Source organism: Caulobacter sp. P1_B12_2, from assembly GCF_056406675.1.
This window is the reverse complement of sequence record NZ_JBFTZS010000627.1, coordinates 1-2036: the sequence shown is the minus strand read 5'-3', so window position 1 is coordinate 2036 and position 2036 is coordinate 1. Positions and strand designations below refer to the sequence as shown.

Here is a 2036-nt window from a genome sequence, read left to right as displayed (position 1 = left end):
CCGGGACCCAGCACCATGATGTCGGCGCGGGCGCGGTCGATCTGGGCGGTGAACCCCTTGCCGATGCCGACGAAGATGCCGACCTGGGCCAGCACCAGCAAGCCGGAGAACGCCAGGGCGACCACGGCCGCCATGTACCGACGCCACTCGTACAACAGTGTGGCCAAGGCCAACGACATGCTCGGTACGCTCCCCAAATCTAGGGTTGCAGCAATGCCCGGCGAACTTCAAGCGGCCAAGTTAAATCGGGGTAAGGCGCGTGGCGCACCTCCTTGAAGCGGCGTTCTGCGTGTTTTGGCGGCGCGATTCCGATCGCGCGCCCTTCGGTGAAGCTTGCCCATTCCGCACCGATGTATCGGTGGAGCCGCCATTGTATCCTTGTCGTAACAACTTGAAATAAGGCACGTTTTTCGCATCGAACCTGCCGCGTCGAGCCTTCGGCGCGGGCGTTCGGCGCAGGGTCCGGCGCTCCTTTCTCAAAGGAGAGACAGATGACCATCTCCAGTGTCGGGTCCTCATCGCTTCTGCAGCAACTGCTGCAGGCGAGAGCGGCCGCCTCGACCCAGTCCACGACCGCCGACGCGACGTCGAGCGACCCGTTCGCCGCGATCGGGCAAAACCTGCCTTCGGGAGGCAAGAACGGCGCGCCGCCGCCGATGCAGGGCTGGTCCTCGTCAGGCCAGGGTTTCAGCGCCGATACATTGGCCTCGCTGCTGACCACCCAGCAGACCCAGCAGACCGACCGCGCCACCTCGATGTTCGCCGATGCCGACGCCGACGGCGACGGGGCGGTGACCAGCGAGGAGCTGGCCACGGCCATGGCGGCTCATGCGCCGACGGACCTGCCGTCCGACGCGCCCAGCGCCGCGGACATGGCGTCGAACATGCTGGCCAACGGCGACTCGGACGGCGACGGAACGCTGTCGCTGGACGAATTCCAGGCCATGAAGCCGCCGGGCGGTCCCCACGGTCCCGGCGGCCCGCCGCCCGGTCCTCCGCCCAGCGACGGCGCCGACAGCGGTTCGGCGACCTCCGCCTCCACCGACGCCGCCGACCTGAACGGCGACGGCGTGGTCTCGGCCGCCGAACTGGCCCAGACCCTGACCTCGGCGAACGACCAGCTGGGGTCGGACATCTCCACCGACGCCGCCGACCTGATGCAGAAGCTGCTCAGCCAACTGGCCAGCAGCCTCGCCAATTCGGCCGCCTCGACGACCTCGTCGGTCGACGTCGCGGCGTGAAGCATTTGGCGCGAGGGTCGGGCAGATCGCTCGACCCTCGCGAATTCAGCAGCATAGCGCTTGCGCCGCGCCCCCCATTCATAGTCATTTGGTCCCTTGGCTGCGTCGCGGGGGCGCGTCGCTCATTTAGGATCTTCCGTCTTGATCTTCCTTCCCGAGAACGTCCAAGCCCTTTCGGGCGTGGCGCTGATCCTCGGCCTTTGCTGGCTCGTGTCCGAGAACCGCAAGCGCTTCCCGTTCGTGCTGGCCCTCGGCGCCATCGCCATCCAGCTGCTGCTGGTGTTCGTGCTGTTCAAGCTGCCGGCCACGCGCAACGCCCTGCAAGGCGTCAACGGCGCGGTCGAGGGCCTGGCCTCGTCGACCCAGGCCGGCACCAACTTCGTGTTCGGCTACCTGTCGGGCACCACCCCGCCCTATACCGAGACCAATCCCGGGGCCGGCTTCCTGTTCGCGTTCCGCGTCATGCCGGTGATCCTGGTGGTCTGCGCCCTGTCGGCCCTGCTGTGGCACTGGGGCATCCTGAAGTGGCTGGCCAAGGGCCTGGGCTTCCTGTTCCAGAAGACGCTGGGCCTGCGCGGCCCGCCCGCCCTGGCCACCGCCGCCACCATCTTCATGGGCCAGATCGAGGGGCCGATCTTCATCCGCGCCTATCTGGAGCGCCTGACCCGGTCCGAGCTGTTCATGCTGATCACGGTCGGCATGGCCTGCGTGTCCGGCTCGACCATGGTGGCCTACGCCACCATCCTGCACGACGTGCTGCCCAACGCCGCCGCCCATGTGCTGGCCGCCTCGCTC

General features: G+C 67.7%; 2 protein-coding genes and 1 pseudogene. 2 read left to right on the top strand and 1 reads right to left on the bottom strand.

Features of this window, described 5'->3' with window-relative positions; translation table 11 throughout:
• Positions 1-179 (bottom strand): annotated as a pseudogene (locus tag AC1DZ6_RS24210) (ABC transporter permease); the annotation flags it as partial.
• Between the two features lie 312 nt (positions 180-491).
• Here AC1DZ6_RS24210 and AC1DZ6_RS24205 point away from each other — a divergent pair.
• Together AC1DZ6_RS24205 and AC1DZ6_RS24200 are read left to right on the top strand one after the other, a co-directional pair.
• The gene (locus AC1DZ6_RS24205; RefSeq protein WP_477099651.1) at positions 492-1241 is read left to right on the top strand and encodes an EF-hand domain-containing protein; all 750 of its coding nucleotides are present in this window, start codon (positions 492-494) and stop codon (positions 1239-1241) included.
• A 144-nt stretch (positions 1242-1385) separates the two neighbouring features.
• Positions 1386-2036, top strand: a 651-nt coding sequence (locus AC1DZ6_RS24200; RefSeq protein ID WP_477099652.1) for a Na+ dependent nucleoside transporter N-terminal domain-containing protein, incomplete at its 3' end; no start/stop codon positions are given.

Coding starts and splice junctions, on each gene's coding strand:
- AC1DZ6_RS24205 (WP_477099651.1), top strand. CDS start 492: ATGACCATCTCCAGTGTCGGGTCCTCATCGCTTCTGCAGCAACTGCTG.